This window comes from Nonomuraea sp. NPDC049421, assembly GCF_040677005.1.
GTDB lineage: Bacteria > Actinomycetota > Actinomycetes > Streptosporangiales > Streptosporangiaceae > Nonomuraea > Nonomuraea salmonea.
Map to the genome: position 1 here is coordinate 110,716 of NZ_JBFAQA010000003.1, position 24,835 is coordinate 135,550.

The window sequence follows — 24,835 nt, forward strand, 5'->3', positions numbered from 1 at the left end:
AAAGTCCCTCTGGAGTACTTGCAGATACTTTTGCGAATTATGTACTTTTGCGGGTCGAGGGACCACCGCAGCGCGTGACCTCACATCTTTGACCGGACCGTACGCCGTCTCCCGACGTACGGCCGCCGAATCCGCGTCTCGCGGAACCGGGGACCCACTTTCCGGGGTGAATCGGACGCCCGCTCATGCCCGCGTCCGTAGGGCACTTCCAGTCCCGAACCCGTCAGCTAACCCGGTAGGCGGCATGGAAGCAAGGAGTCAACATCCGCATGGCCAAGCTTGCCGAGAACCGCAAGCGCCTCGGACTGGCGCTCGGCGGAGCCGTACTCGCCGCCGTCACCGCCGTCACCGGCACCGCACACGCCTCCACCACCGACCAGGTCGCCCCGCACGAGGCGGCCCAGCACAGCTCCGCCCTGACCTACGGCCTGGACATCTCCCACTACGAGCCGCTGTACGACTGGAGCTCCAGCTCCGCGCAGTTCGGCATCATCAAGGCCACCGAGGGGACCGACTTCGTCGACTCCTCCTTCGCCAGGCACTGGCGGGAGCTCGGCGAGAAGGGCATCGTGCGCGGCGCCTACCACTACGGCCACCCCGCCGACGACCCCATCGCCGATGCCAACCATTTCCTGGCCGCGGTGAACGCCCAGCCCGCCAAGGCCGGTGACCTGCTGGTCCTCGACCTGGAGACGACCGACGGCAAGTCCGTCGCCGAGGTCAACGCCTGGGCCAAGGCGTGGCTGTCGTACGTGGAGAACCAGACCGGCACCAAGCCGCTCTTCTACAGCGGCTGGAACTTCGCGAACACCTACGGCCACGGCCTGGCGCAGTACCCGCTCTGGGTCGCCCACTACAGCCGGGCCAAGGGCGCGATCACGCCGCCGGCCGACTGGAAGTCGTGGGCGATCCACCAGTACACGGACGTCCCCATCGACCAGAACGTCTCGGCTCTGACGCCCGACCAGCTCCGCTCCCTGGGCCGTCAGTCCGTCTGACGTCCCGGGCGTTCTACCCGGCGGCGGCCCAGTCGCCGTAGCGAGCCTCGCCGAGCCGCGCCTCCCCCAGCGGCACGAGCGAGTGCTCGCCCAGCTCGCTCCCGAAGTAACGCGCGTGCGGGTCGGTGACCACCTCACGGGGGTCACCGAGCCCCGCCAGCGCCTGCCGGACGAACTCGTCCATCCTGACCCGCTCCGGCCCGGCCACCTCCAGCCGGCCGTTGAGCGGCCTACCCTCCGCGACCTCGCACACCGCCGCCGCCACGTCGTCCCCTGCGATCGGCTGGAACAGCACCGGCGCGATCCGTACGACGTCCCCGTCCGCGGCCTCGTCGGCGATCCCCTTCACGAACTCGAAGAACTGGGTCGCGTGCACCAGCGAGTACGGGATCCCCGACTTCTCGATCAGCTGCTCCTGCGCGACCTTCGCCCGGAAATATCCGTTGTCCGGCATGCGTTCGGTGCCCACTATGGACAACGCGACATGGTGCCCGACCCCCGCCTCCGACTCGGCGGCCAGCAGGTTGCCGGTGGAGGTCTCGAAGAACTCCAGGACGGCGGCCGGTTCGAACGACGGCGCGTTCGACACGTCGACCACCACCCGCGCCCCCTCCAGCGCTTCGGCGAGACCCTCGCCGGTGAGCGTGTTCACCCCGGTGCGCGGCGATGCCGCCACCGCCTCGTGGCCGTCGCGCGACAGCCTGGTCACCAGCTTCGATCCGATCAGGCCGGTCCCGCCGACCACCACGACCTTCATGGCACGCCTCCCCCTCGATCCACCGCACCTCCCCCTGCCGTCTCCCCCTAAGCCCTCGGGTCGGTAAAGTCGCCCCCTTCCGGTCACAGACCCGGAGGCTGCGCTGTCCTAGCTGGTGACAGGCTCGCCCGGCGCCTGGGGAGGAACCCGATGAGACACGACCACGCCGCCCTGCTCGCGGCCGTCCCGAACCCGTGCCTGGTCATGGCAGGGGACATGACGATCGTGGCGGCCAACCAGCCCTGCCTCGACGCCTGCGGGCGCGAGCGGGACGAGCTGGTGGGCATGCCCGTGCTCATCCCGCGCTCCGACGAGCTGCACGAACGGGCGCGGGCGGCGCGGCGCTTCACCGCCGACGCCTCCCACGAGGTCCGTACGCCGCTGGCCGCGCTGCGCGTCCAGGTGGAGGCGGCCCGGCGGCACCCGGACGACATCGACGTGACCGACCTGCTCGACCACGTCAGCGACGACCTCGACCGGCTGGAAAACGTCACCACCGACCTGCTCCTGCTCTCCAGGCTCGAAGCCGGCCTCGACGATCGCGAACTGACCGACGTGAACCTGACCGCCCTGGTGGAGTCGGCCGCGGCCGGTAGCGGCGACGTGCGGCTCCGCCTGGACCCCACCGTCCTCACGCACGCCTCCTCCACCCATCTGACCCGCCTCCTGGCCATCCTCCTCGGCACCACCCGCCACCCGGCGACCGTCACCCTGCACCGCACGGCCGACTGCGCGGAACTCCGCCTGACCAGCGACGAGCCCTCGGAAACGTGCGACGAGCCGGCCGGCGACCAGGGAGGCACCGGCCTCTGCCTGGCCATCGCCCGCGCCATCACCACCGCCCACCACGGCAGCCTGCACGTCGAGACCCACGGCGCCCACGTCACCCTGCGCCTTCCCCTCCGCGCGGGCCCACGAACCCACCCCGGCACCTGACCGCACCGAACAGAACAAGGAAGTTCAGCACGTGACCAGTCGTCATCTCGAGAACACCGTCGCGATCGTCACCGGCGCCGGCTCCGGCATCGGCCGGGCCACCGCGATCGCCCTGGCCAGGGCGGGCGCGCACGTACTCGCCGTCGGCCGCCGCCCAGCCCCTCTGGAGGAGACCGCCACCCACCACCCCGGCATCGCCGTCCATTCCGCCGACATCACCGCGGACGGCGCCCCGCAGGCCGTGGTGAAGGCCGCGACCGACCGCTGGGGCCGCCTCGACGTCCTGGTCAACAACGCCGGCGGCACGGCCATGATGCCGCTGGCGGAAACGGACCCGGCGCGCATCGCCAGCCTCCTGGCCCTGAACGTCACCGCCCCCAGCCTCCTGGCCCACGCCGCCCTGCCCTACTTGCGCAAGACCCGCGGCACGATCATCAACATCTCCAGCACGTACGGCCACCGCCCCCTGCCCGGCGCCGCCCACTACGCCGCCTCGAAGGCCGCCATCGAACAGCTGACAAGAAGCTGGGCCCTGGAACTGGCCACGGACGGCATCCGCGTCAACGCCGTCGCACCAGGCCCCACGGAAAGCGAAGCCCTGAGCGCCGCCGGCCTCCCCGCGGAGGTGGTGGACCAGATCAAGCAGGACGAAGCCGCCACCATCCCTCTGGGCCGCCGCGGCACCCCAGAGGAGGTGGCCGCGTGGATCCTCCACCTGGCCGCCCCCACCACAACCTGGCTGACCGGCCAGGTCCTCGCCGTAGACGGCGGCCTGAACCTCACCTGACCAGCGAAACGACGAGCAGCCGACGCCCTCCACGGGCGCCGGCTGCTCAGGCGGGCATGGTGGTCGATGGTTCGTGAGTGGACGCTCTAGACGTCGCCTCGTTTGACCTTCTCGATCAGTTGCCGATAGGCGGAGGCCGTGATCACGAGGGGCTGCTGGCCAAGGTTCTTGCTGTCGCGAATGGCGACCATATCGTCATCCAGCAGGCGGACTTCAACGCAATTTCCGTTATGCCCGCAGAAGCTGGACCGCGTCCACTGATCTTGCATGCGTGGAATGTTATCGGCCGCCCCACCAGCACCGCTGGCCACTTCAAACCATGGATGCATCACGGTTGTATCTCGAAATGATGGTGCGGCTCGCCTCCTCATCCAGCGCACTCCTGTGAAAATATTCGAACATCTTCTCGAAGTAGATCGAACGCTGTTCATCCAGCAGGAATTGACTGGTGAGGTTGTGGTCGATGTAGACGAGGCACTGCTCGAGGGGGTTACTCCGGTCCAGATTCAGCAGAGTGAAGGATTCCTCGAACACCCCTCGGGGCCGATCGAGCGGTGCGACCTGTAGCTTCACGTTGGACAGCAGGGAGAAGTCCACCAGCTGCTGCAATTGTTCCGCCATGACGTCAGGCCCACCGACTGTCCGCATCAGTATGGATTCGTCCATAACGATCCATATGTGCGATGACTCTGGAGGAAGAAAGCGCTTCTGGCGGTTCAGCCGGATGGCGACGCGGTCCTCGATCTGACGCTGCGTCAGCGTGTCGTCGATGTCGCGCCAACTCTGGATCAGATGCCGCGCGTACGCCTCCGTCTGCAGGACGCCCGGCACCACCCCCACCTCCCACTGCCGGATCGAGTCGGCCACCGCCTCGACTTCGAGAAACGACAGGAACTCCTGCGTCGGCGCGGGATAGGCCCGCCACGAGTGCGGGGTCTGAGTCTGGCCGGCCAGCGCCAGAAGGCGCTCGCGCTGGATGTCGGAGGCGTTGTAGACGTCGAGCAACAATTCGATGTCGCCCTGCGAGACGCTGATGCGGGCGTTCTCGATCCTGGAGACCTTCGACGGCGACCAGCCGAGCCGGTCCTTGATGTCGTCGCCCGTCAGGGACGCACGTTCACGGAGATGACGCAGCTCCCGCGCCAGAATGCGACGCTGCACGGTGGGCGGAGAAGTGCGATTGACCATATATGTCCCAAAAGTGGCTAATTCCCGGACAGAGCCTTGATCACTCCAGTTATTGAGCCACAGAAGTAAGACTGCGTGCAAGATTGCATGCAGACTTACCATACCTCACTATTAGTAGCGGGAGGGGTGCGATGACAACGGAAATCGCCGACGACGGGGACGCCCTTCAGATGCCCACCGCATGTCGGCAGCTCGGCATCCCTGGTTCCGCGAGAAAGAGGGGAGCCTTGCATGTCCCTGGTCCTCAAGGGCGGGTCAAGGCCGGAGCTCAGCTCGACCGGCTTGCCGCGTGGGGTCGCCGGCCCACGGGCACCGATGTGGTGACGCCCAGGGGTGTCTGGCATGTGGAGTGGCAGGAGTTGCATGTCGGCTACCTGCACGATGTCTACCTGGCTCTCGTTCGGCGGGCCATTCAGCCGAGTGATCACTGGATGGCGGAGTTCCTGCCGCGCTCGGCTTCCATCCTCGTCGAGGATCGGGAGCTCGTCGAGGAGTGCGTGCTGGCGCTGGCCTGGGATGAGGAGAGCGGGTGGCGGTTCGGGAGCTTCGTGCGGGGGGACGTGCGCTGCCCGACGCTGCTGAGGCGGCAGCGGTACTTCGGTGGTGACGTGCTGCCCGATCCAGCCGAGGTGGGGGACACGGTGCTGGCCATCGTGGAGCGGCTGCGGCAGCCGCGGCGCTGGTGGTGGGGGCATCATAGGGAGCAGCCCTGGGGGTGGCACTATCCGCCGGCGTACCGGTCGTATCGGGACGTCGACGACGGGTTCGACGATCGGTTGCGGGAGCATCTGCCGCCGGACGTACCGTACGTGGCGCCGCGCGAGCCGTCCGCGGGGGCCTGAGGGCCGATCCCCGAGGCCCCTGTGTGGGGCGGGGGCCTTGACGAGGGTCAGCCGGTCGGTACGCGTTCGCCCGTGCGGCGCAGCAGCACAGCGGCGGCGGCGAGGGCGGCGGCCACCAGCAGGGTTCCCGAGACGTTCAGGCAGAGGTGCATGCCGTCCAGGAAGGCCTCCGACACGGCGGTCAGGGCGGGGGCGCTGCTGCGCCGCTCCATCAGGACGAACGCGGCGCCGCCGGGCACGGCAACCGCCAGCGCCGCCACGGTGAGCGGTTCGCCGTACGAGGTCGCGCCGCCCTCGATGACGCATGACGCCGTAGATGAGCGCGGTGATCGCCACGGCGGCGGTGAGCTGGCCCGGCCAGTCGAGGCGGCGGCCGCCCGGGCCGCGCGACTCGGGCAGCAGCGCGGCGACCGGCAGCACGAAGGCGTCCTGCACCCACGACAGCTGCGCGGGCGAGGCGCCCAGGGCCTGCTGGATCCCGGGCAGGGTGACGGCGACGGTGACGACGGGGAGATAGGCGACGAAGACGCTCGCGCAGGCCGGCGCGATGGTGGCGCGGGGCCGGGCGGGCGGAGCGGATACGTTCAAGGGGGACCTCTCAACAGGTGCGGGACCGCGTCACCTTGCCCGCCGTCCCGGCTCGCGGGCCAGCCACCGCCATACGGATCCGGGGATCCGACATCGCGCCCCCGCCGGTCGGGGGATTTCCGACACGTACGGCGCCGCGAAGCGGCCGTAACGGCTGTGACCTGCGGAAACTCATGTGACGATGAGCGGACACGAGGAGCAAGGAGACCAAGTCTGCTCATATGAGCAAATTTCGGCTCAAGTGTTGCATCGAGGTTAATTCCCGACTTACGGTGCGTTACCTACGTCACATACGGAGGCCCCTATGAGTAGATTTCGGCTGCTCACAATCCCTGCACTCCTCCTGATCTCCGCCCTGACCGCCTGCTCGGTGTCGTCAACACCGGGCGGGTCGACGGAAGCGGGCGGCGAGAAGTCCGGCGGCCCGGTCGCCATCGGCTTCAGCCAGGCGACCCAGCAGTCGCCCTTCTACGTCCAGCTCCGCGAGGGCGCCGAGGCCGCCGCCAAGAAGGCGGGCGCCTCGCTCTACTTCGCCGACGCGGGCGGCGACGTCACCAAGCAGAACAACGACATCCAGGACCTGATCACCCGTCAGGTGGACGTCCTGCTCGTCAACCCGGTGGACCCCCAGGGCGTGCAGCCCGGGATCGCCGCGGCCAAGGCGGCGGGCGTGCCGGTCGTGACCGTGGACCGGCCGGTGCCCGAGGGCGCGGTCGCCCAGGTCGGGCGGGACAACAAGGCGATGGGCGAGCTCGTCGGCAAGCGGCTCAGCGAGGCGCTCGGCGACAAGGGCGGCAAGGTCATCGAGATCCGCGGCGACGCGGGCGGCGCGGTGGCGCGTGACCGCAGCGCCGGCTTCCACGACGCCGTGAAGGGCAACCCCAACATCAAGATCGTCGAGGGCCCGTACTCGGACTACGTGCGCTCCAAGGCGGTCACCGCGATGCAGGACCTGCTCCAGGTGCACCCCGACGTCGCCGCCGTGTACGCGCACAACGACGACATGGCGCTCGGCGCGCTCCAGGTCCTGAAGGAGAACGGCAAGGACAAGGTCCTGGTCGCCGGCGTGGACGGCCTCATGGAGGCGGTCAAGCAGATCTCCGACGGCCAGTACGTGGCCACCGCGCTCAACGACCCGCTCTCCCTCGGCGCCAAGGCCGTCGAGACCGTGCTCAAGGTCAAGAACGGCGAGCAGGTCGAGCCGAGCATCGACGCGGGCACCGCGCTCATCGACAAGGACAACGCGGCCCAGTACATCGGCGACGGTGAGTTCGCCGCGGCACAAGAGAAGTAGGAAAGGCACAACGATGGCGGAAACCATGCAGGCGGCGGTGCTCCACGCGCCCGGCGACATCAGGGTCGAGCAGGTGCCCGTGCCCGAGCCTGGCCCGGACGAGGCGCTCGTACGCGTGGCGGCCTGCGGCGTGTGCGGCTCGGACATCTCGCGCATGCTGCAACCGGGGATCGCCTACCACTTCCCGATCATCTGCGGGCACGAGTTCTCCGGCCACGTCGTCAGGCTCGGCGCGAACCTGGCCGCCGAGGGCACGGTCCGGGAGGGCGATCTGGTCACCGTCCCGCCGCTGATCCCGTGCCGCACCTGCGGCCCGTGCACCCAGGGCCACTTCAGCCTGTGCAAGAAGTACGGCTACTTCGGCAGCCGCCGCGACGGCGCGTACGCCCAGTACGTGACCGTCCCCGCGGGCAACCTCATGGTGCTGCCCGCGGACCTGGACCCGAGGGCGGCGGCCATGATGGACCCGGCCGCGATCGCGCTGCACGCCCTGTGGCGGACTAACATGCGCGGCGGCCGCCGGGTGGCGGTGGTAGGCGCGGGCCCGATCGGGCTGTTCGCGGTGCAGTGGGCCAGGCTCGCGGGCGCGTCCGAGGTGCTGGCGATCGAGCTCAACGAGCAGAAGGCCGCGATGGCCACCGAGGCGGGCGCCACCCACACGGCGACCAGCGCGGAGGCCGCGGCCGAGGTCGCCGGCGAGGGTTACGACATCGTCATCGAGTCGGCGGGTGTGCCCGCCACGATCGACCAGGCGGTGGCGCTGGCGGGCCGGCACGGCGAGGCGGTGTTCATCGGCATTCCGCACGACCCGGTGGTGCTGCCCGAGTCCACGTTCAGCTCGTTCCTGCGCCGCGAGGTCACCCTGCACGGCGCGTGGAACTCCTTCTCGGCGCCGTTCCCCGGCGACGAGTGGCGGACGGCGGCGCGCGCGCTGGCCTCCGGCGAGCTGGCCTGGAAGTTCATGATCACCCACGAGCTGGGGCTCGACGCCCTGCCGGAGACCATGGCCGCCCTGGGCGAGCGGTCGATCTTCAGCTCGAAGGTCCTCTTCCTGCCGAACGAGGAGTGAGCATGGCTGCCTTCCTCGCCCTCGACCTGGGAACCGAAGGCGCCCGCGCGGCGGTCTACGGCGACCAGGGGGCGCTGCTCGGGTCGGGCGCCGAGGCGTACCCGACCCGCTTCCCCCGGCCCGGCTGGGCCGAGCAGGATCCGGACGACTGGTGGCGGGCGAGCGTGTCGGCCGCGCGGCAGGCGCTCGCCGCCGCGGGCGGCCCGCCGATCGAGGGGGTCGCGGTGGCGACCACGGCCTCGACGGTGGCCGTGCTGGACGGCCGTGGCCGGCCGCTGCGCCCGGCGCTGCTGTGGATGGACGGCCGCGCCGGCGAGGAGTCCGAGCTGACCGCGCGGACCGGCCACCCGGTCCTGCGGTACGCCGGCGGCAGCGACGCGGTGGAGTGGCTGGTGCCCAAGGCGATGTGGCTGGCCAGGCACGAGCCGGAGACGTACCGGGCGGCGGCCCGCATCGTCGAGGCCGTGGACTACATGGTCTGGCGGCTGACCGGCCGCTGGGCCGGGTCGCGCATGAACGCCGTCTGCAAGAGCAACTACGACCCGCGCGGCGCGGGTTTCCCGCACGACCTGTACGAGCAGCTCGGCGTCGCCGACCTGGCCGCCAAGCTGCCCGACGAGATCGTGCCGGTCGGCGACCCGGTGGGGCCGCTGGCCGAGCCGGCCCGCGCGGAGTTGGGCGTCACGGGCACCGCCACGGTGGTGTCCGGCGGCATCGACGCGCACCTGTCGCTGCTGGCCATCGGCGGCGCCCAGGAGGGTCACGTGTCGATCGTGTGCGGCACGTCCAACGCGTTCGTCACGGAGATCGCCGAGCCGGTGTTCCCGCCCACGGTGTGGGGTCCTTACCCGGACGCGCTGCGCACGGGGCGATGGCTCGTCGAGGGCGGGCAGGTCAGCGCGGGCTCGGTGCTGGCCTGGGCGGGCGAGAAGCTCATCGGCCGGCCGCGCGCCGAGATCGGCGGCCTGATCGCCGCCGCCACGCGGGTGCCGCCGGTCGAGCACGGCCTCATCGTGCTCGACTACTTCATGGGCAACCGCACCCCGCTGCGCGACCCCCGGCTGCGCGGCGCGGTGCTGGGCCTGACGCTGGCCAGCACGCCCGAGCAGGTCTACCGAGCGGCCGTCGAAGGCGTCGCGTACGGCACCCGCCAGGTCATCGACTCCTTCACCGACGGCGGCGTCGCGGTGTCGGAGATCTTCCTGTCGGGCGGCATCCAGCACAACGAGCTGTGGCTGCAGACCACCGCCGACGTGCTGGGCCGCCCCGTGCACCTGGTCACCGGCGACAACCTGACGCTGCGGGCCTGCTCGGTGCTGGCCGCGACCGGCTCGGGGCGGCACGCGTCGCTGGCGGAGGCCGCCGCCGAGTACGCGCCCAAGGTGCGCACGGTCGAGCCGGTCGCCGCGCACGCGCAGGCGTACGAGGCGGGCTACGCCGGCTACCGGGAGGCCACGGCCGCGACTACCGGCATCTCCCACCGGCTGAGCGGAGGCCGCCATGAGCGATGACGACCAGCTCTACCAGGTGGCGGTGCGCTACTACGAGTCGGGCGAGACGCAGGAGCAGATCGCCAACGCCATGCACCTGACCCGGTGGAAGGTGGGCAGGATGCTGGCCGAGGCGCGCGAGGTCGGCATCGTCCGCATCGAGGTGCTGCACCCGCGCTCCCGCGTCCGCACGCTGGAGCAGGCGGTCAAGGAGCGCTTCGGGCTGCGCGAGGCCGTCGTGGTGTCGGTCGGGGGCGACGACGCCGAGCAGGCCCGCGACCGGGTCGCGTCGGCGGGCGCCGACCACCTGATGGAGATGCGGCCGGCGCCCCGCCTGATCGGGGTGTCCTGGGGGCGTACGCTCGACCGCCTGGCCGGCGGGCTGACGCCCGGCTGGGCCACGGGCGTGCACGTCGTGCAGATCAACGGCGCGCTCAGCCGATCCCGGGAGCCGACCAGCGCGCACAGCATGGCCAGCATGATCGCCCACCACGGCGGCGGCACCGCGACGTTGCTGGCGGCCCCGGCGATCCTGCAGCAGCAGAGCACCCGCCAGGTGCTGGAGAGCGACAGGGCCGTCGCCGACGTGCTGGCCCTGGCCGCCAAGGCGGACCTGTTCCTGTTCAGCCCGGGCGCCATGGGCAACGACTCGGTGCTGGTCGACTCCGGGCAGATCGACGCGGGCGACCTCGCCAGGCTGGCCGCCGCCGGCGCGGTCGGCGACGTGCTCGGCCGCTTCATCGACGCGGAAGGCCGGATCGTCGACCCCGACCTCGACGGCCGCACCCTCGGGCTCTCCCTCGACCTGCTGCGCTCGGCCGCCACGTCGGTCGCGCTGGTCAGCGGCACGGCCAAGCGGGCGGTCTGCCGGGCGGTGGTGTCGAGCGGCCTGTGCGACGTGCTGATCACCGACGACCACAACGCCAGACACCTGCTGGAGGCGGCATGAGCGAGACTCCCGAACGCCTGCACATGTCCGGGATCGTCAAGCGGTTCCCCGGCACCGTCGCGCTCGACGGGGTCGAGCTGAGCGTGCGGCCCGGCGAGGTGCACTGCCTGCTCGGCGAGAACGGGGCGGGCAAGAGCACGCTGATGAAGGTCCTGGCGGGCTCGTACCAGCCGGACGAGGGCACGATCCTGCTCGACGGGCAGCCGTACGCGCCGGCCACCCCGCACGCCGGGCTCGCGGCCGGCATCGCGGTCATCTACCAGGAGCTCGACCTGCTGCCCGACCTCACCGTGGCGCAGAACCTGCTGCTCGGCAGGGCACCCAGGCTGGGCCCCTTCGTCCGCAGGGGGCAGCGGGCCAAGCTGGCCCGCGCCGCGCTCGACCGGGTCGGCGCGACCTTCCCGGTGAGCGCGCGGGTCGGCGCGCTGCCGATCGCCGCGCAGCAGCTCACCGCCATCGCCAAGGCGCTGACGGCGGACGCCAGGGTCATCGTCATGGACGAGCCGTCGGCGACCCTCGGCGAGAGCGAGCTGGAAGCGGTGTTCGGGGTCATCAGGTCGCTCACCGCCGAGGGCCGCTCGGTCATCTTCATCTCGCACCGCATGGACGAGGTCATGGAGATCGGCGACCGGGCCACGGTGCTGCGCGACGGCCGCGCGGTCGGCGTCTACGACCTGGCCTCCACGCGCCCCGACGAGCTGGTCGCCGCCATGATCGGCGAGGCGGGCGGCGAGCTGGTGGGCGCCACCGACCGGGCCGCGCCGCGGGGCGAGCCGCTTTTGAGCGTCGAGCGGGTGCACGTGCCCGGCCTGCTGGACGTGCGCGACCTCGACGTACGGCCCGGCGAGGTCGTCGGGCTGGCCGGGCTCGGCGGCGCGGGACGTACGACGCTGCTGCGCGCCCTGTTCGGCGACCTCAAGGCCCAGGTGACGGCCACGCTCGGCGGCCGGCCGCTCAAGGTCGCGAGCCCGGCCGCCGCCGTCCGCGCGGGCCTGGCCCTGGTGCCGGAGAGCCGCAAGGAGCAGGGCCTGATGCTGGGCCTGTCGGTCAGCCGCAACGCGGCGATCAGCGCGCTCGGCAAGCCGCCGTGGCTGCTGCCCGGCCGGGCCGGGCAGCGCCTGACCAAGCCGGCGCTCGCCGACCTCGGCGTGAAGGCGTCGGGGCCCGGCCAGCTCGTGGGCCAGCTCTCGGGCGGCAACCAGCAGAAGGTCGTGCTGGCCAAGTGGATCACCCGCGGCGGGATCAGGGTCCTGCTGCTGGACGAGCCCACGCGCGGCCTGGACGTCGGCGCCAAGGCCGACCTCTACCGCCAGGTACGCCACCTGGCCGACCAGGGCGTGGCCGTGCTGCTCGCCAGCAGCGAGCTCAACGAGCTGACCGCCAACGCCGACCGGATCCAGGTCCTGTACGAGGGCCGCAACGTCGCGCGCTTCGACCCCCGGGTCAGCCCGGAGAACGTCATCGCGCACACCGTCATCACAGGAGCCGCACCATGACAGCTTCGCTCGGATCCACGGGTTCGCCGGGATCCACCGTGACCGCAGCCGCCCCCCAGGAAGGCGGCGCCCGCCGGCGCCGCGGCGCCGACCTCATCGTCAAGTCCAACCTGCTGCTGGTCTTCCTCGGGCTGTGCGTGGTCGCCTCACTGCTGGCGCCGCAGTTCCTGACCGGCCGCAACATCGCGAACCTGCTCCAGCAGTCCTCGCTCACCGGGATCGTGGCCATCGGCATGACCATGGTCGTGCTGACCGCCGGCATCGACCTGTCGGTGGGCAGCGTGGCCGCGTTCGGCGGCATGACGGTCGCGATCCTCATCGGGTCGGGGGTGCCGGTGCTGCCGGCGATCCTCATCAGCATCGCGGCAGGCGCGGTGTTCGGCGCGATCATGGGCGGGCTGTCGGCGTACCTGTCGCTGCCGGCGTTCATGACCACGCTGGCCGGGCTGACCGCGATCCGCGGCCTGACGTACCTGCTGACCGACGGCAAGCCCGCGGAGGCCAACGCCTCCGAGGGGTTCCAGCTGCTCGGCGGCGGGTTCATCGGCTACGTGCCGATCGTCGGGATCATCTTCGTGGCGATCACCGTGCTGGCCGCCCTGGTGCTGCGCGGCACCACCTTCGGCGAGTACGTCTACGCCGTCGGCAGCAACAAGGAGGCCGCCCGGCTGTCCGGACTGCCGGTGCGCGGGGTGATCACGACGGTGTTCGCCGTGTCGGGCGCGCTGGCGGCGCTGGCCGGGGTGCTGCTCACCTCGCGGCTGACCGTGGGGCAGCCCACCGCGTTCAACGGGCTGGAACTGGACGCGATCGCCGCCGTCGTGCTCGGCGGCACCAACCTGTTCGGCGGCCGGGGCGGGGTGTTCGGCACGTTCGTGGCGGTGCTGCTGCTGTCCGTGCTGCGGAACCTCTGCAACCTGCTCGGCCTCGGCTCCTTCTTCCAGATGGTGGTGACCGGCCTCATCCTGCTGGTCGCCCTCGTCCTCAACATGCTCATCGAGAGGCGTGGCGCTCGTGCCTGACACCATCCCCGGCTCTTTGCGGGCCTATCTGCAGGGCCTGCCCGGCGTCGACGAGGTCGGCGTCCAGCGGCGGGCCGCCGGCCTGGCCACCAGGTCGATCAAGACGACGGCCAAGCGGGAGGCCATCGACCTGGCCATCCGCATGGTCGACCTGACCACGCTCGAAGGGGCGGACACCCCCGGCAAGGTCCGGGCGCTGGCCGCCAAGGCCGTGCGCCCCGACCCGGCCGACCCGAGCGCGCCGTCGGTGGCCGCGCTGTGCGTCTACCCCGACATGATCGCCACGGCCGCCGAGGCGCTGGCGGGCACCGGGGTCGGGCTGGCCTCGGTGGCCACCGGCTTCCCCTCCGGGCGTACGTCGCTGGAGGTCAAGCTGGCCGACACCGCCGACGCGGTCGCGGCCGGCGCCACCGAGATCGACATGGTGATCGACCGGGGCGCGTTCCTCGCCGGCGACTACCGCAAGGTGTTCGACGAGATCGTGGCCGTCAAGGAGCAGTGCGGCGACACGCACCTGAAGGTCATCCTGGAGACCGGCGAGCTGGTCACCTACGACAACGTGCGCCGCGCGTCGTGGCTGGCGCTGCACGCCGGGGCCGACTTCATCAAGACCTCGACCGGCAAGGTGTCCCCCGCCGCCACGCTGCCGGTGACGCTGGTGATGCTGGAGGCCGTACGCGACTACCGGGCCGCCACCGGGCGGCAGGCCGGTGTGAAGCCGGCCGGCGGCATCCGCACCACCAAGGACGCCATCCGCTACCTCGTGCTGGTCAAGGAGATCGCCGGGGCCGGCTGGCTGGACCCCGCGTGGTTCAGGCTGGGCGCGTCCTCGCTGCTGAACGACCTGCTCATGCAGCGGACCAAGCTCTCGACCGGGCACTACGCCGGGCCCGACTACTACACCATCGACTAGGGAGAGGCGTGGAGATCTTCGAGTACGCGCCCGCGCCGGAGTCACGTTCCATCGTGTCCATCCGGCCGTCGTACGACCTGTTCATCGACGGCGAGTTCGTCGCGGCCAAGAGCGACGAGCGCATCGTCACCGTCAACCCGGCCGACGAGGAGCCGCTGTCGGAGGTGGCCGCGGCCGGCGAGGCCGACGTGGACCGCGCCTTCGCCGCCGCGCGGCGCGCCTTCGAGCAGGTGTGGGGGCCGCTGCCGGCCGCCGAGCGCGGCAAATACCTGTTCAGGATCGCGCGCATCATCCAGGAGCGGGCCCGCGAGCTGGCCGTGCTGGAGTCGCTCGACAACGGCAAGCCCATCAAGGAGACGCGCGACATCGACCTGCCGCTCGTCGCGCAGCACTTCTTCTACTACGCCGGCTGGGCCGACAAGCTCCGGCACGCCGGGGCCGGCACGAAACCGCTGGGCGTGGCCGCGCAGGTCATCCCGTGGAACTTCCCCCTGCTCATGCTGGCGTGGAAGGTCGCGCCCGCGCTGGCCACCGGCAACACGGTGGTGCTCAAGCCGGCCGAGACGACGCCGCTGACCGCGCTCGCCTTCGCCGAGATCTGCCAGGAGGCGGGCCTGCCGCCCGGCGTGGTGAACATCGTGACCGGCGCCGGCGACACCGGCCGGGCCGTGGTCGCCCACCCCGGCGCCGACAAGGTGGCCTTCACGGGCTCGACCGAGGTGGGGCGGCAGATCGCCCGCGCCGTGGCGGGCACCCGCAAGCGGCTCACGCTGGAGCTGGGCGGCAAGGGCGCCAACATCGTCTACGACGACGCGGCCATCGACCAGGCCGTCGAGGGCATCGTGTCCGGCATCTTCTTCAACCAGGGCCACGTCTGCTGCGCGGGCTCGCGGCTGCTGGTGCAGGAGTCGATCGCCGACGAGCTGCTGGAACGGCTGCGCGCCCGCATCGAGCTGCTGCGGCTCGGCGACCCGCTGGACAAGAACACCGACATCGGCGCGATCAACTCGGCGGCGCAGCTCGCCAGGATCCGCGAGCTGACCGCCGCGGGCGAGGCGGAGGGCGCGACCTCGTGGTCGCCCGCCTGCGAGCTGCCCGAGCGCGGCTACTGGTTCCGTCCGACCGTGTTCACCGGGGTCACGCAGGCGCATCGGGTCGCCAGGGAGGAGATCTTCGGCCCGGTGCTGTCGGTGCTCACGTTCCGCACGCCGGAGGAGGCCGTCGCCAAGGCGAACAACACGCCGTACGGGCTGTCGGCCGGCGTCTGGACGGAGAAGGGCTCCCTGATGCTCTGGACCGCGAGCCGGCTGCGCGCCGGCGTCGTGTGGTCCAACACCTTCAACGTGTTCGATCCCGCCAGTCCCTTCGGCGGCTACAAGGAGTCCGGGTACGGCCGCGAGGGCGGGTTGCTCGGATTGGAGGCCTACCTTGGCTGAGACCCCGCCGCGTATCGCGGTGCTCAGGACGTACAAGCTCTATGTCGGCGGCGCGTTCCCGCGCTCGGAATCAGGGAGGTCCTACCCCGTGACGTCGGCGGACGGGTCCCACCTCGCCAACGCCGCGCTGGCCTCGCGCAAGGACGTGCGCGATGCCGTGGTGGCCGCGCGCAAGGCGTTCCCCGGCTGGTCGGGACGTACCGCCTACAACCGGGGGCAGATCCTCTACCGGGTCGCCGAGATGATGGAGGGGCGGCGCGACCAGTTCGCCGCCGAGGTGGCCGCGGCCGAGGGCGTCGGCGCGGACCGCGGGCAGGCGCTGGTGTCGGCGGCCGTGGACCGCTGGGTCTACTACGCGGGCTGGGCCGACAAGATCAGTCAGGTGCTGGGCGGCGCGAACCCGGTGGCGGGACCGTTCTTCAACCTGTCGGAGCCCGAGCCGACCGGCGTCGTCGGCGTGGTCGCGCCCACCGGCTCGTCGCTGCTCGGGCTGGTCTCGGTGCTCGCCCCGGTGATCACCGCGGGCAACACGGCGGTGCTGGTCGCCGACGAGCGGGCGCCGCTGCCGGCGATCACGCTGGCCGAGGCGCTGGCCACGTCCGACCTGCCGGGCGGCGTGGCGAACGTGCTCACCGGCCGGGTCGCCGAGCTGGGCCCGCCGCTGGCCGGGCACGCCGACGTGAACGCGCTCGACCTCGCGGGCGCCGGCGACCTGGCGGCCGGGCTGGAGGAGCTGGCGGCCACCACGCTCAAGCGGGTGCTGCGGCCCCGGCCGGAGGACGACTGGCACGACGCCGACCCCGGTTTGGACCGCATCAGGCCCTTCGTGGAGACCAAGACGGTCTGGCATCCGATCGGCCGCTGACCTCCGCTGTCCGGTCCTTTGACACAGTGTTGTCACAAAAGCCCTGGCAGCAGGTCCTTTTCCCGGCTTTCGCCGTTAGGGTGAGGACCATAGCCCCGGCGTGAGTGAGAGTCAGGGACTGGTGAACCCCGGCGGGGACGCGCGTGACGGCGGCGCACGCTCATGCCCTCCCCTGTGGCGGCGCGCGCCTTCCTGGTGTCGCGCCCGTTCCCTCCGGGGTCGCCCATCAAGAGACCGTCACCAGGTCCGGCCCTCCGGCAGGCCGTCCAGGCCCGGCGCGGGCGAGACAGCTCGCGCAGGCGCTCGGCCTCCCGCTCGATGGAGTCCAGGTCGGGTACGGGCCCTGGAAACCACCCTTCCGAAGACCAACCGGGCCATCGCTCCGGTGCCGTTCCACAGGGAGAACCAGCCATACATACTAGTAGGTACGGCCACGTCCCGTCGTGACGATCCCTTTGGAAATGGCGGCGGATATTGACGCTCTTTCACCTGATCTTGCCAGGTGTGGACCATTCATCTGCGGCGTGGCGTTGTCACCGGGCTCGCGCCAACTGTAAGCATCGTACCGGCCTGGCCACCGAGGAGTGCTTTTCCGAAAGGGACGGTAGATGTTCACCCCATTGCGAAAACTGGCGCGACCCGCCACCCACGCCCTCCTCACGGTGGCGTTGGCGGCCACCGCGGCTCCGGCCAGCGCGGACTCGGACCACGACAAGTTCCGTAAACTGCGCAAGATTCATAGCGACCGGGGATTCCACACGACCAGGACCGACGAGGACGGCGGCCGCAACTGCCGCCCGCGTACTTTCTGGCGCATTCACCAGCAGTCGCCACGCAATTTCTTCATCCCGCGCACCCGCTTCATCGACGGCCCCGGCGGCTCCATCACGGTCTCGGTCACCCGCGAGCACGAGGTGGTCGCTTTCCTGGAGGCCGAGAACGAGAAAGAGAAGACGCTGCGCAAGCAGCGGGACAGGCCGAGGGACGACCAGGGGGCGGACGCCGGGGCCGACGTCGTGATCGACCCCGTGAACGCCCCGGGTGACCCCACCGGGACCGACCCGGCGAACGGCACGGCGACCGACACAGCGGTCAGCACGGGGACCGACACCAAGGCCGTGGTGGAGAGCATCCGCCGGCTCGGTCTGCCCCACCTGCAGGAACGGCACAAGGTCTTCAGCGGTCACGACTACACGCGCGAGATCAGCGACGGCATGTACGGCAACATGTGGTACCGCGTGCTCGGTTACCGCATCGGCTGGTCGGCCTGGTCGGTCCTCGCCACCTGCGACCGGCGCAAGGTCGCCTCGGGCATCGCCAACGTGCCGAGCCGGGTGGAGGGCTGGCGCTACTGGGAGACCAAGCACCCCAAGTTCCGCGGCCGGCTGCTGTCGTGGAAGTGAGCTGAGAAACGCCCGGCGGAGGCTCCGCCGGGCGCACACCCCACCCCGTCAGGGGCTCAGCCGCCTCAGTAGTAGAGGGAGAGCAGCCAGTAGGGGCTGTCCCAGTCGCACTTGTACTTCGTGGACTTGCCGTAGGCGACCGCGTACTTGCCGACCTCCACGCACGTGTCGTAGTTCTTGTACGCCTGGTACGGGTGCCAGGAGGCCGCGGAAGCGGGCGCGGCGCTCAGACCCACGGCGGCGACCGCGATGGCGGCCGACATCGTCACTGCTCGGGCGGATGTACGCAGAAAGCTGATCGGACCTCGGTGCGTGCTGGCCATTGTCTGGGGGTCCTCCTTCGCCTGGAGCCCCGTCCCGGGATGGACGGTGGACGGCTCATCGCCAGCCTCTCCCCTGGCGCCACATCGTCACCACACACCCGCCACAGCCCTCCCGTCGCGGCCGGTGGACGCGACGGCGGCGGCATGATCACAATGGCCTCCCCATCCCCGTGCGCGGAGGCACCCCCCATGAAGCGATCCCTGCTGACCAGGTCGTTCGCCCTGGCCGCCCTGCTGATGAGCGTCGCCGTCCCGGCGAGCGCAGGTACCGGCGACCCCACCGACCCTGGCCCCGTCTTCAGGCAGGTCACCGACAGGAACGCCCGGCTGTCGCTGCAGACGTTCGGCCGTCCCGACGGCGCCGACATGGTCTTCAGGATCTCCGGCAGCGTGTACGCCGACGTGCCGGGCAACGCCCTCGACCCGGCGCTGCGGCACGGGCAGAAGCTGTTCGGCATCGAGGGGTACAACATCCGCCGCCTCTACCGGGAGCCCGGCACCACCCGGCTCTACCAGCTCTCCCGCGAGATCGTCTTCTACACCGACCCGGCCGACCCCACGCGGATCCTGCGCGAGTGGACGAACCCGGTCGACGGGAAGACGTACCCCGTCGTGCCCATCAACAACGACACCGTCAACTTCGGGCCCTTCGACGTCACCCCGTCCTACGCGGGCCCGCCGGTGCGCCGCCTGCACGACGAGACGACGTGGACCAGCGACATCCCCGTACGCACGGACTTCGGCGCCACGCTGGGCGAGCGGTTCGGGCTGACCGGCGGGGTCTACACGGCGCAGGAGATGTTCGACTTCTACGTGGACGAGCGGGAGGTCGCCGCGCGGACCAAGCCGGGACGGGTGCCGTCGGGGGCGATGCGGACGAAGATCAGCTGGGCGCGGACCAGCCCGTGGGCGCCGTTCATGTGCCTGGCCGAGAGCGAGGTGCGCGGCGGGCTCACCTACCACGCGCGGAGCTGGTCGCTGGACTCGTACGGCGAGGTCGAGCCGTGGCTGCGCGCCGAGGTCGAGGCACGCCACCCGCTCTACCGCGGCGCGCCCGAGCAGCCGGGCCCGAGCCAGAACTCCTGGTCGTCCTTCCACGCCAAGCAGCTCGGCGGCGGCGCCACCACCTGGGCCGCCTGGTGCTCGGCCAACGGCCGCTAGCTAGCGGCGGCGGCAGATCATCAGCTCCGTCGTGGGGCTCTCCGGCAGGACGCGGACCAGCCGCCGCTCCGCCAGCGCGAGCAGCCCGCCCGCGACCTCGCCGGTGGTCTCGGTGAGAGTGACCGCCCGCAGCAGGCCGCCCCACAGCTTGCGCCACACCGGGTTGGCGTCGACCTGCGCGTTCATCAGCACGAGCATGGGCACGCGGCGTACGACGTCGAACCCGGCGTCGGCGAGCGCGCCGGTGATCCACGGGAGCGTGTGGTTGACCTGGTGGTCGCCGCGCTGCTCCTTGCCGTGCAGGAAGTTCTCCGACAGCACGAACGTGCCGCCGGGCCGCAGCGCGTGCGCGACGGAGCGCAGCGCGGAGCGGTAGCGCTCGTCGTCGGTGATGTGGAACAGCATGTCCATGGCCGAGACCGCGTCGAAGGAGGCGGGTTCGAGCGTGTCACCCGGGTCGGCGATGTCGAGCCGGAGGATGCCGGTGCCGGGGAAGCGGGCGCGCAGGCGTTGTGCGGCGGCCTCCGTCAGGTCGGAGCCGGTGACGGACTTCGCGCCGAGCGCCCGCCACTGCCGCAGGTAGAAGCCGGTGCCCGAGCCCACGTCGAGCACGCGGGCGGAGGACAGGTCGAGGCCGAGCGCCGCCACCTCGCGCCGGAACACCTCGCCGCGCACCCGGTACATCCACGTGTTGAACGCCAGCCCGAGCCGCTGGTAGCCGACGCCGCTCTCCGTCCAGTCGGCGTGCAGGCGCTGCTCCCAGAAGTCCTTCAGTTCGGCGTGCTGTTTCATGGAGTGACGCTCCCGGGTGGAGGGGGTTCGGCCGATCCGGCCGGTACGGTTCACAGCGTCATGCCACGTACGGCCGGGTCCGAAACGTGCGACCTTTCCCGCCGGGCGCTATCCGGCGAGCGCGGCGTCCAGCATTTTCTCGAAATGCACGGTGACGCCTCTCCCCCGATGATGGTGAATCTCCACCCGATCGGTCAGGGCGTGGATCAGGTGCAGGCCGCGCCCGCCCTCCGCGTCGGGCGGCGCGCCTTCCGTGTAGTCCTCGATGGCGAATCCCGAGCCGTGATCGGTCACCTCCACCACGCACCGATCGCGGTGCAGTGCCGCGTCCACCTGGTAGTCCCGCTCGGCGTTCGAGTGGCGCACGGCGTTCGCGCACGCCTCGGTGAGTGCCAGCCCTATGTCGTGGCGGGCGTCACGGGGGACCCCGCACCGCTTCAACGCGACGTCCACCACATTGCGCGTCAGCGAAACAGAGGCGTTCTCCAGGGGGATCGACAGTGCCATTCCCAGTTCCATACCGTCACCTCCCGACCGATTACCATCCCCTGCCCGACACACTCCTTGACAAACAGTTTCATACGCTTTAATGGGGAAATTTCGAGATTAGAGGTGTCGCCTTCTCCGGGCGCCGCGCGAGAGCGGCTCGGCCCCGTGTTCCGGCGCAGGACCTCGACCCCGATCGCGCCGGCCCTGCGCCCCCGTTTCCCCCATCAGCTGGTGATCGTCACGTCGCGCAGCAGGAAATAGCCGACCGAGTCGGCCTGCAAGTAGAGGTGGAACTTGTCGGCCTTCGTCTGGGCCGTTCTGTCCGCGGTCACGATGGTGACCACCACGTAGTTCTCGGCCGGGCTGGTCCTGATCTTGCCGTACTCGAAGGTGCGCAGAGCCATGTCCCTGCGGATGTTGACGGCGTCGGTGGTGAGCTTGGTGATGCGGGTGGCCGCGTTCCTGGCCGCCTTGTCCGACGGGAACTCCAGCATGACCTGCACCGCTTTGAGGTGGCCGCGGTAGGCGGAGTAGGCGACCTGGATGGCGCGGCGGCAGTCGTTCTTGGCCAGGAGGCCCTGGGCGTCCACGGGCTCGCAGGTCTGGTAGGTCCAGCCGCCGACCTTGTTCGCGTCGAACTTCACGCCTGAGAGGTTGAACTTCCAGTCGTCGAAATCGGTGTGGGCGATCGGTGAGCCGGGCTGGGCGGCCGAGCTGGATGACGTGCTGGGGGATGTGCTGGGGGACGTGCTGGGGGACGTGCTGGGGGGCGGCTCTTCTGCGGGGTCCGACGGCTCGTCCGTCGCCTTGGTCTCGGGGTTGTCGCCGGCCTCTGCCTCGGCCGGTTCGTCCGAGGGCGGAGGCGCTTTGGCAGGGGCCGATCCGGTGCCGCCGTCCGGGAGGGCGGCGGGCGTGCTGCCCGAGGCTTTGAGGTAGGAGACGGCGCCGACCGTGCCGCCGCCCAGGAGGAGGACGCCCAGGGCGGCCGAGAGGGCGATGATCGTGGTTTTGCCGCGCTTCCGCGGGCGGTCGAAGGGGGCGGCGGTCAGGTCGTAGGGCTCCTGGGGCGGCTGCTCACCATAGGGGCCGTAGGGGGCCTGGCGGCCGTTGGGGTCGCCGTAGCCTCCGTACGGGTCCTGGTCGCCGTAGGGGCCGGGGCGGCTGTATAAGCCCTGGTCGCCATACGGGTCAGGGCGGCCGTACGGGTCCTGTCCATACGAGTCCTGTCCGTACGCGTGCTGCGGGCCGTACGGGTCCTGGGCGTACGGGTCCTGAGGGCCGTATGCGTCCGGCGGGTAGGAGTGGTCGTCCGGGGGGCCGGGCTGGCTGTGGCGGCCCGGTGGTGCGCCGCCGAAGCCGGGTGGCGGGCTGCCCTGCCGCGGGTGCGGCCCGCCGTCCCTGCGCCCCGGGCTCCGCACGCGTTCCCCGGCGAGCGGTCCATGACTGGGCCACTGGCTCTCCGGCTCAGGGTCCGGCGGGGGCTGGGGTGCCGGGGCCGGGCGGCTCCGGGGCGTGGGGCCGGGCTGCCCGTACGGGGCGCGGCCGTAGTCCCGCCATCCTTGCTCAGGCTTCCCATGCGTGTACGGACCGAACGGGTCCGGCGCTGAAGGGTGCGTCATTGCCCCATTGTGTGGCGACATTTCGACGTTTCCCCCGGTCCACGGCCATATGGCATGAGTGTGAACCGGGCCCGCGCACCGCCACGTACTAGAGCAAAGGCTTCAGGACCGGCGGGGGCGGCCGCCGCGGCGTCGTCGCCGCGGCGGCCGCACCGCCCGGTCAGCACCCCGGCCACGACGTCGTCGAGCACGGCGTCCTCCTCCCCTCCCATGGAGGACGGTTCCGTGCTCGCCGCGCGTCGTGGCCGGGGGCCGGTCAAGGGGGTCACTTCGACAGGTAGAGGGTCTTCCAGGTGCCGGCGTACAGGCAGGTGAGTGACGGCTTCTTGGCCTTGGGCTCGGAGCAGACCTTGAGCTCGACCTGGTAGACGTCGCGGTAGCGGAGCGAGAAGTGCTTCGGGCTGCCGTAGCTGCAGTCGCGGACCCAGCGCTCGCGGAAGGGCAGCTGGTTGCCCGAGCGGTACGTGATGCGGAAGACGGCCCAGCCGCACGAGGAGCGGCGGGTGTTGTCGTGGACCTTGCCGGTGATGCGGACGGAGTCGGCCGTGGGCAGGTCGGCGTGGTCCTCGCCGGTGGCGGTCAGCGTGCCCCACGCCTTGGCGGCGCGCCTGGGCGCGTAGTAGGTGCCCCACGACTTGGCGGGGGCGGCGATCTCGGTCGTCTCGGCGGGGGTGGCGGCGGCCTGGGCGGCGGGTGCGAGGGCGGCCGCGGTGGCGACGGTGGCGAGGGTGGCGGCGGCTAAGGCGAGCGTGCGAGGGAGCGTCATCGGGGCCGTCCTTTTTGCTGTGCTGTTCGGCGGATGGCCTTACTGTGCGATGGAGTGATTTCAAGTGGCTTGCCGGAAGTGTCGTCCGATTTCAGGCGGCTTGCGACGCCTCTTGCAGATCGCTTGACGGCTCCGGCAGCGGCGGGTTCCGGTCATGCGGCACCCGGCGATTTGGGCCCGGCGGGGTCGATGCACTATGACACTAGGAAGCGGGCTGTCACCGCGACTGATCGGGGGATCACGCGCATTGCCCGGCCGGCGGGGGTTCCGGCACCGACATGACGACTTTGATGGGGAATGTGACGTGAGCAGTCCACGCGAGGACGAGCCGGCGACAGGAACACGCGCCGTCGATGCGGCTGGGGCCGACGCGGCTGCGGTCGACGCGGCTGCGGTCGACGCGGCTGCGGTCGACGCGGCGGCTGCGCGGCTGGCCGGCATCGTGGCGACGACGCCGCTCGAGCGCAGCCCGCGCCTGTCCGAGGTGACCGGAGCCGAGATCTGGCTCAAGCGGGAAGACCTCCAGACCGTGCGCTCCTACAAGGTGCGGGGCGCGTTCAACCTCATCGCGCAGCTCGGCGACGCGGCGCGGGCGGCCGGGGTGGTGGCCGCGAGCGCGGGCAACCACGCCCAGGGCGTCGCGTACGCGTGCTCGGCGCTCGGCGTGCGCGGCCGCGTCTACCTGCCGCGCATGACGCCCAGGCAGAAGCGCGACCGCATCGCCGCGCTGGGCGGCGAGATGATCGAGATCGTGCTGGGCGGCGAGACGTACGACGAGGCGTCCGCCGCCGCGAAGGCCGACGCGCAGGCGACCGCCGCGACGCTGGTGCCGGCGTTCGACGACGTCAGGACGATCGCCGGGCAGGGCACGGTGCTGCGGGAGGCGGTCGAGCAGCTCGGCCGGGCGCCCGACGTGGTCGTGGTGCCGGTGGGCGGCGGCGGGCTGCTGGCCGGTTCGCTCGCCTGGCTGCGCGAGCGGCATCCCGGCACCCGCGTCATCGGCGTCGAGCCGGCCGGGGCCGCCTGCGTGGCCGCCGCCGTGTCCGCAGGTGGGCCGGTGACGCTGGACGCGATCGACACGTTCGTCGACGGCGCCGCCGTGCGCCGGGCGGGCGACGTCACGTACCCGCTGATCGCGGGCTCCGGCGTGGACCTGGTGGCCGTCCCCGAGGGTCAGGTGTGCAGCGAGATGCTCGCGCTCTACCAGATCGACGGCATCATCGCCGAGCCGGCGGGCGCGCTCGCCACCGCCGTGCTGCGCTCCCCCGCCGTGACCGGCATCCCGGCCGGCGCCACCGTGGTGTGCGTGCTGTCCGGCGGCAACAACGACGTCAGCCGCTACGCCGAGGTCGTCGAGCGCGCCCTGGTCCACGAGGAGCGCAAGCACTACTTCCTGGTGGAGTTCCCGCAGGAGCCCGGCGCGCTGCGCCGCTTCCTCGACGAGGTGCTCGGCCCCAACGACGACATCACCCTGTTCGAGTACGTCAAGCGCAACAACCGCGAGACCGGCCCCGCGCTGGTCGGCATCGAGCTGTCCAGCCCCGACGACCTGCCCGCGCTGCTCAAGCGCATGGAGGCCGCCCCGCACCGCATCGAGCAGATCGACCCGTCGAGCCCGCTCTTCCGCTTCGTCACCTGACCACTGATCGGGG

At 71.1% G+C, this 24,835-nt stretch carries 26 protein-coding genes and 1 riboswitch; of the genes, 17 read left to right on the forward strand and 9 right to left on the reverse strand.

Annotation, left to right across the window (positions count from 1 at the left end):
* The first annotated feature begins 113 nt into the window (after positions 1-113).
* Positions 114-257, forward strand: a riboswitch (cyclic di-AMP (ydaO/yuaA leader).
* A 12-nt stretch (positions 258-269) separates the two neighbouring features.
* The gene (locus tag AB0K18_RS06565; protein ID WP_364910789.1) at positions 270-998 is read left to right on the forward strand and encodes a GH25 family lysozyme; all 729 of its coding nucleotides are present in this window, start codon (positions 270-272) and stop codon (positions 996-998) included.
* Positions 999-1,011: 13 nt separating this feature from the next.
* Here AB0K18_RS06565 and AB0K18_RS06570 read toward each other — a convergent pair whose 3' ends face one another.
* The gene (locus AB0K18_RS06570) at positions 1,012-1,755 is read right to left on the reverse strand and encodes an SDR family oxidoreductase (RefSeq protein ID WP_364910792.1); all 744 of its coding nucleotides are present in this window, start codon (positions 1,753-1,755) and stop codon (positions 1,012-1,014) included.
* A gap of 150 nt (positions 1,756-1,905) precedes the next feature.
* On the opposite strand from AB0K18_RS06570, the gene AB0K18_RS06575 reads away from it, so the two are divergent.
* Together AB0K18_RS06575 and AB0K18_RS06580 are read left to right on the forward strand one after the other, a co-directional pair.
* Positions 1,906-2,691, forward strand: a complete 786-nt coding sequence (locus AB0K18_RS06575; protein ID WP_364910795.1) for a HAMP domain-containing sensor histidine kinase — start codon at positions 1,906-1,908, stop codon at positions 2,689-2,691.
* 31 nt (positions 2,692-2,722) lie between these two features.
* Entirely contained in the window at positions 2,723-3,478 is a 756-nt protein-coding gene (locus tag AB0K18_RS06580; protein ID WP_364910797.1) for an SDR family oxidoreductase, read from the forward strand.
* 86 nt (positions 3,479-3,564) lie between these two features.
* On the opposite strand, the gene AB0K18_RS06585 is transcribed toward AB0K18_RS06580, so the two are convergent.
* Positions 3,565-3,747 carry a DUF397 domain-containing protein gene (locus AB0K18_RS06585; protein ID WP_345385633.1) on the reverse strand — a complete coding sequence of 61 codons (183 nt, stop codon included), beginning with the start codon at positions 3,745-3,747 and terminating at the stop codon, positions 3,565-3,567.
* A gap of 43 nt (positions 3,748-3,790) precedes the next feature.
* Positions 3,791-4,666: a helix-turn-helix transcriptional regulator gene (locus tag AB0K18_RS06590; RefSeq protein WP_364910800.1), complete on the reverse strand. Its 876-nt coding sequence runs from the start codon at positions 4,664-4,666 to the stop codon at positions 3,791-3,793.
* A 170-nt stretch (positions 4,667-4,836) separates the two neighbouring features.
* Here AB0K18_RS06590 and AB0K18_RS06595 point away from each other — a divergent pair, with 170 nt between their 5' ends.
* Positions 4,837-5,508, forward strand: coding sequence for a DUF6292 family protein (locus AB0K18_RS06595; protein ID WP_364911552.1), 672 nt, complete (start codon positions 4,837-4,839; stop codon positions 5,506-5,508).
* Between the two features lie 47 nt (positions 5,509-5,555).
* Here the strand turns inward: AB0K18_RS06595 and AB0K18_RS06600 are convergent, their stop codons facing one another.
* Complete coding sequence (locus AB0K18_RS06600; protein WP_364910803.1) at positions 5,556-5,768, reverse strand: hypothetical protein; 213 nt, start codon at positions 5,766-5,768, stop codon at positions 5,556-5,558.
* A gap of 56 nt (positions 5,769-5,824) precedes the next feature.
* Here AB0K18_RS06600 and AB0K18_RS06605 point away from each other — a divergent pair, with 56 nt between their 5' ends.
* From AB0K18_RS06605 to AB0K18_RS06655, 11 genes are all read left to right on the forward strand, one after another.
* Entirely contained in the window at positions 5,825-6,025 is a 201-nt protein-coding gene (locus AB0K18_RS06605; RefSeq protein WP_364910804.1) for a hypothetical protein, read from the forward strand.
* 375 nt (positions 6,026-6,400) lie between these two features.
* Positions 6,401-7,390, forward strand: a complete 990-nt coding sequence (locus tag AB0K18_RS06610; protein ID WP_364910807.1) for a substrate-binding domain-containing protein — start codon at positions 6,401-6,403, stop codon at positions 7,388-7,390.
* A gap of 13 nt (positions 7,391-7,403) precedes the next feature.
* On the forward strand, positions 7,404-8,459 hold the full coding sequence (locus AB0K18_RS06615; protein WP_364910809.1) for a galactitol-1-phosphate 5-dehydrogenase: 1,056 nt from the start codon (positions 7,404-7,406) through the stop codon (positions 8,457-8,459).
* Positions 8,460-8,461: 2 nt separating this feature from the next.
* Positions 8,462-9,970, forward strand: coding sequence for an FGGY-family carbohydrate kinase (locus AB0K18_RS06620; protein WP_364910812.1), 1,509 nt, complete (start codon positions 8,462-8,464; stop codon positions 9,968-9,970).
* Positions 9,960-10,898, forward strand: coding sequence for a sugar-binding domain-containing protein (locus AB0K18_RS06625; protein WP_364910815.1), 939 nt, complete (start codon positions 9,960-9,962; stop codon positions 10,896-10,898). Before AB0K18_RS06620 ends, AB0K18_RS06625 begins: the two co-directional genes overlap by 11 nt.
* Positions 10,895-12,394 (forward strand): sugar ABC transporter ATP-binding protein, encoded by a 1,500-nt coding sequence (locus AB0K18_RS06630; protein WP_364910817.1) that lies wholly within the window; start codon positions 10,895-10,897, stop codon positions 12,392-12,394. The genes AB0K18_RS06625 and AB0K18_RS06630 overlap by 4 nt, the downstream gene beginning before the upstream one ends.
* 38 nt (positions 12,395-12,432) lie before the next feature.
* Entirely contained in the window at positions 12,433-13,416 is a 984-nt protein-coding gene (locus AB0K18_RS06635) for an ABC transporter permease (RefSeq protein WP_355430053.1), read from the forward strand.
* Entirely contained in the window at positions 13,409-14,329 is a 921-nt protein-coding gene (gene deoC, locus AB0K18_RS06640; protein WP_364910819.1) for a deoxyribose-phosphate aldolase, read from the forward strand. The genes AB0K18_RS06635 and deoC overlap by 8 nt, the downstream gene beginning before the upstream one ends.
* A gap of 14 nt (positions 14,330-14,343) precedes the next feature.
* Positions 14,344-15,765, forward strand: coding sequence for an aldehyde dehydrogenase family protein (locus AB0K18_RS06645; protein ID WP_364911555.1), 1,422 nt, complete (start codon positions 14,344-14,346; stop codon positions 15,763-15,765).
* Complete coding sequence (locus AB0K18_RS06650) at positions 15,758-16,630, forward strand: aldehyde dehydrogenase family protein (protein WP_364910822.1); 873 nt, start codon at positions 15,758-15,760, stop codon at positions 16,628-16,630. Before AB0K18_RS06645 ends, AB0K18_RS06650 begins: the two co-directional genes overlap by 8 nt.
* A gap of 608 nt (positions 16,631-17,238) precedes the next feature.
* Positions 17,239-18,033, forward strand: coding sequence for a hypothetical protein (locus AB0K18_RS06655; RefSeq protein ID WP_364910825.1), 795 nt, complete (start codon positions 17,239-17,241; stop codon positions 18,031-18,033).
* 65 nt (positions 18,034-18,098) lie between these two features.
* Here AB0K18_RS06655 and AB0K18_RS06660 read toward each other — a convergent pair whose 3' ends face one another.
* The gene (locus tag AB0K18_RS06660; protein WP_345385667.1) at positions 18,099-18,296 is read right to left on the reverse strand and encodes a hypothetical protein; all 198 of its coding nucleotides are present in this window, start codon (positions 18,294-18,296) and stop codon (positions 18,099-18,101) included.
* A gap of 249 nt (positions 18,297-18,545) precedes the next feature.
* Here AB0K18_RS06660 and AB0K18_RS06665 point away from each other — a divergent pair, with 249 nt between their 5' ends.
* Entirely contained in the window at positions 18,546-19,517 is a 972-nt protein-coding gene (locus AB0K18_RS06665; protein WP_364910827.1) for a DUF1838 family protein, read from the forward strand.
* Here the strand turns inward: AB0K18_RS06665 and AB0K18_RS06670 are convergent, their stop codons facing one another.
* The 4 genes from AB0K18_RS06670 to AB0K18_RS06685 all read right to left on the reverse strand — a co-directional run bounded on the left by AB0K18_RS06670 (position 19,518) and on the right by AB0K18_RS06685 (position 23,183).
* The gene (locus AB0K18_RS06670; protein WP_364910830.1) at positions 19,518-20,309 is read right to left on the reverse strand and encodes a class I SAM-dependent methyltransferase; all 792 of its coding nucleotides are present in this window, start codon (positions 20,307-20,309) and stop codon (positions 19,518-19,520) included.
* Positions 20,310-20,417: 108 nt separating this feature from the next.
* A complete protein-coding gene (locus tag AB0K18_RS06675; RefSeq protein ID WP_364910832.1) occupies positions 20,418-20,828 on the reverse strand; it encodes an ATP-binding protein in 411 nt (136 codons plus the stop codon).
* Positions 20,829-21,022: 194 nt separating this feature from the next.
* Positions 21,023-22,216, reverse strand: coding sequence for a hypothetical protein (locus AB0K18_RS06680; RefSeq protein WP_364910835.1), 1,194 nt, complete (start codon positions 22,214-22,216; stop codon positions 21,023-21,025).
* 466 nt (positions 22,217-22,682) lie between these two features.
* The gene (locus AB0K18_RS06685; RefSeq protein ID WP_364910837.1) at positions 22,683-23,183 is read right to left on the reverse strand and encodes a hypothetical protein; all 501 of its coding nucleotides are present in this window, start codon (positions 23,181-23,183) and stop codon (positions 22,683-22,685) included.
* A 304-nt stretch (positions 23,184-23,487) separates the two neighbouring features.
* Between AB0K18_RS06685 and ilvA the strand changes: the two genes are divergently transcribed.
* A complete protein-coding gene (ilvA, locus tag AB0K18_RS06690; protein WP_364910840.1) occupies positions 23,488-24,822 on the forward strand; it encodes a threonine ammonia-lyase IlvA in 1,335 nt (444 codons plus the stop codon).
* Positions 24,823-24,835 lie beyond the last annotated feature (13 nt).

Coding starts and splice junctions, on each gene's coding strand:
- AB0K18_RS06610 (WP_364910807.1), top strand. CDS start 6,401: ATGAGTAGATTTCGGCTGCTCACAATCCCTGCACTCCTCCTGATCTCC.
- AB0K18_RS06665 (WP_364910827.1), top strand. CDS start 18,546: ATGAAGCGATCCCTGCTGACCAGGTCGTTCGCCCTGGCCGCCCTGCTG.
- AB0K18_RS06565 (WP_364910789.1), top strand. CDS start 270: ATGGCCAAGCTTGCCGAGAACCGCAAGCGCCTCGGACTGGCGCTCGGC.
- AB0K18_RS06615 (WP_364910809.1), top strand. CDS start 7,404: ATGGCGGAAACCATGCAGGCGGCGGTGCTCCACGCGCCCGGCGACATC.
- AB0K18_RS06590 (WP_364910800.1), bottom strand. CDS start 4,666: ATGGTCAATCGCACTTCTCCGCCCACCGTGCAGCGTCGCATTCTGGCG.
- AB0K18_RS06595 (WP_364911552.1), top strand. CDS start 4,837: ATGCCCACCGCATGTCGGCAGCTCGGCATCCCTGGTTCCGCGAGAAAG.
- AB0K18_RS06685 (WP_364910837.1), bottom strand. CDS start 23,183: ATGACGCTCCCTCGCACGCTCGCCTTAGCCGCCGCCACCCTCGCCACC.
- AB0K18_RS06585 (WP_345385633.1), bottom strand. CDS start 3,747: ATGCAAGATCAGTGGACGCGGTCCAGCTTCTGCGGGCATAACGGAAAT.
- AB0K18_RS06620 (WP_364910812.1), top strand. CDS start 8,462: ATGGCTGCCTTCCTCGCCCTCGACCTGGGAACCGAAGGCGCCCGCGCG.
- AB0K18_RS06670 (WP_364910830.1), bottom strand. CDS start 20,309: ATGAAACAGCACGCCGAACTGAAGGACTTCTGGGAGCAGCGCCTGCAC.
- AB0K18_RS06605 (WP_364910804.1), top strand. CDS start 5,825: ATGAGCGCGGTGATCGCCACGGCGGCGGTGAGCTGGCCCGGCCAGTCG.
- AB0K18_RS06630 (WP_364910817.1), top strand. CDS start 10,895: ATGAGCGAGACTCCCGAACGCCTGCACATGTCCGGGATCGTCAAGCGG.
- AB0K18_RS06570 (WP_364910792.1), bottom strand. CDS start 1,755: ATGAAGGTCGTGGTGGTCGGCGGGACCGGCCTGATCGGATCGAAGCTG.
- AB0K18_RS06575 (WP_364910795.1), top strand. CDS start 1,906: ATGAGACACGACCACGCCGCCCTGCTCGCGGCCGTCCCGAACCCGTGC.
- AB0K18_RS06655 (WP_364910825.1), top strand. CDS start 17,239: ATGTTCACCCCATTGCGAAAACTGGCGCGACCCGCCACCCACGCCCTC.
- AB0K18_RS06675 (WP_364910832.1), bottom strand. CDS start 20,828: ATGGAACTGGGAATGGCACTGTCGATCCCCCTGGAGAACGCCTCTGTT.
- AB0K18_RS06660 (WP_345385667.1), bottom strand. CDS start 18,296: ATGTCGGCCGCCATCGCGGTCGCCGCCGTGGGTCTGAGCGCCGCGCCC.
- AB0K18_RS06625 (WP_364910815.1), top strand. CDS start 9,960: ATGAGCGATGACGACCAGCTCTACCAGGTGGCGGTGCGCTACTACGAG.